The 1,993-nt window shown below is 68.3% G+C and carries 1 protein-coding gene and 2 pseudogenes; all 3 read right to left on the bottom strand.

The annotated features are described in order from the left end of the window. Positions 1–41: 41 nt before the first annotated feature. On the bottom strand, positions 42–857 hold the full coding sequence (locus tag ABZ641_RS35110; RefSeq protein WP_359988445.1) for a hypothetical protein: 816 nt from the start codon (positions 855–857) through the stop codon (positions 42–44). Between the two features lie 316 nt (positions 858–1,173). Beyond that, positions 1,174–1,900: pseudogene (locus tag ABZ641_RS35105) on the bottom strand (IS630 family transposase); the annotation flags it as partial. After that, positions 1,900–1,993, bottom strand: a pseudogene (locus tag ABZ641_RS35100) (peroxiredoxin); the annotation flags it as partial. The pseudogenes ABZ641_RS35105 and ABZ641_RS35100, both read right to left, overlap by 1 nt.

The following is a 1,993-nucleotide window of genomic DNA, read 5'->3' as shown; positions in this document are numbered from 1 at the left end:
CACGCCTGCTCCCGGCCGGGAACGCGCGGGCCGGCCGGGCTTCAGACTGCCGCGGGGAAGTCCTTTCGCTTGATCTTGGCACGGCGGCCGTCGGAGTGGTGGAACACGATCCCCTCCGCCAGACTGCCGGGCGCGTAGCGGCTCTCCAGTTCGGCGAGGAACTCCCGCAGGCCGTCGTAGCTGCGCGGCACCGCCTCGTACACCGGCACCTCCAGGTCGAACGGCACGCACAGGTAGCCGTCCAGCCCCAGCGGGTTGCCCTGGATGCGCGGGCCGAGGGCCTCGCAGGCGTGCTCACCGTCCGGCCAGGTGGCCACGTCGGTGTTGCGGGCCGCGGCCAGGATCCACTTGTCCTCGGGGCCGTGCTCGTCGGTGTCGACGTACCAGCCGTCAACGATGCCCTGTTGCTTCTGCGCCTTGCTGGGGTTGCGCCGCTTCTCCACCCGCACCAGGTGGCCCCCGCGGACGGTCAGGCGGACATTGGTGCCGTCCAGTTTCTCGGTGGGCGCGCCCTCCCCGGCGAACACCCAGGCGCACTCGGCGCGCGGGCGGTCCACGACGCGGAAGTCGCCGTCCCGCTCGAACAGCGTGGGGATCTTCTCCATGACCTGCCTGCCTCTCCTGACCTGCCCGACCAGTTCCTCGTGCGTGATCGCCCCCGCGGCCAGGCCGCCCGCCAATGACCGCACCAGGTCCGCGACGGAGACCCCGGCATCCACGGCGACGCGCTTCAGCGCCTTCTTTTCCTCCGGCGAGACCCAGGCGACCAGCCGCGACCAGCCGTCCGGCGGTGCCCAGCGCGCCAGTCGCTCCGGGTCCTTCCGCGGCCGGCCGCGGCGTTTGACCTCTTCTTCCATGGCCGTGAGCCTAGGAGCAGATTTGATGTTGTGTCAATTGGCATAACAGAAATTCGGCCGGCCGGAGCCGTTCCAGCCTGAAAGGCCACCGACCGAGCGGCCGTTCGGGAAGCTCGGGTGCGGCCGTCGACTCAGCCCTGCACCCACGCCGCAGGTGGCACGCGGTCAGGGCTGCCGGACAGCGGCAGGCGGACGGCGGGCAGGGTGCGGCAGGGCCGGTGCCTGCCGAGGATCGGCGCGGGACGGCGTGCCGTGGGTGGTGATGCCGGTGACGGCGTTGACGACGATCTCGTTCACTAGTGTTCTGCGCCGCAAATCACGAGGGTGAGTTTTGCTTTGATGCCGGACCTGCCGGGCTGATCTCGGTGAGGTAGTCGGCGAGGGATTTGAGGATCTCGTCGGCGGTCTTGGTCCAGGTGACGGGGCGTGGGTTGTCGTTCCAGGTCTTGATCCAGGCCGTGATGTCGTTCTCGAGGGCTTGGACGGAGGTGTGCACGCCGCGACGGAGGAATTTTGTCGGTGAGGAGGCCGAACCAGCGCTCGACCTGGCTGAGCCAGGAGGAGCCGGTCGGGGCGAAGTTCACGTGGAAGCGCGGGTGCCGGGCCAGCCAGGTCTTGATCTCGGCGGTGTTATGGGTGGCGTAGTTGTCGCATACCACGTGCACGTCGAGCTCGGTGGGAACGGCCTTGTCCATGGTGACCAGGAACTTCTTGTACTCGATCGCCCGGTGGCGGCGGTGGAGTTCACTGATGACGGTGCCGTCGGCGATGTTGAAGGCGGCGAACAGGCTGGTGATGCCGTGCCGCAGGTAGTCATGGGTGCGGCGTTCGGGCATGCCGGGCATCATCGACAGCACCGGCTGGGAGCGGTCCAGTGCCTGGATCTGGGACTTCTCGTCGACGCACAGCACGACCGCCCGCTCGGGCGGGTTGTGGTAGAGCCCGACGACGTCGACGGCCTTGTCCACGAACTGCGGGTCGGTGGACAGCTTGAAGCTGTCCTGCAGGTGGGGCTTGAGGTCGAACTTTCTCCAAATCCGCCGCGGAACTTGCCGAGCTTCTCCGGCTTGTCGGGGGAGACGCCGATGACGTCGTAGCCGGCGCCGGCGAAGACCTCCAGGTTGTCGGTGAAGTCG

Origin of the sequence: Kitasatospora sp. NPDC007106 (assembly GCF_040634455.1) — a bacterium.
In the GTDB taxonomy this organism is placed as follows: Bacteria; Actinomycetota; Actinomycetes; order Streptomycetales; family Streptomycetaceae; genus Kitasatospora; species Kitasatospora arboriphila.
Note: the sequence above shows the minus strand (reverse complement) of the source record. Positions and strands in the feature narration are given on the sequence as shown.

What these genes read in the sequence shown, in the direction of transcription:
- ABZ641_RS35110 (WP_359988445.1), bottom strand. Translation starts at nt 857, where the DNA reads ATGGAAGAAGAGGTCAAACGCCGCGGCCGGCCGCGGAAGGACCCGGAG.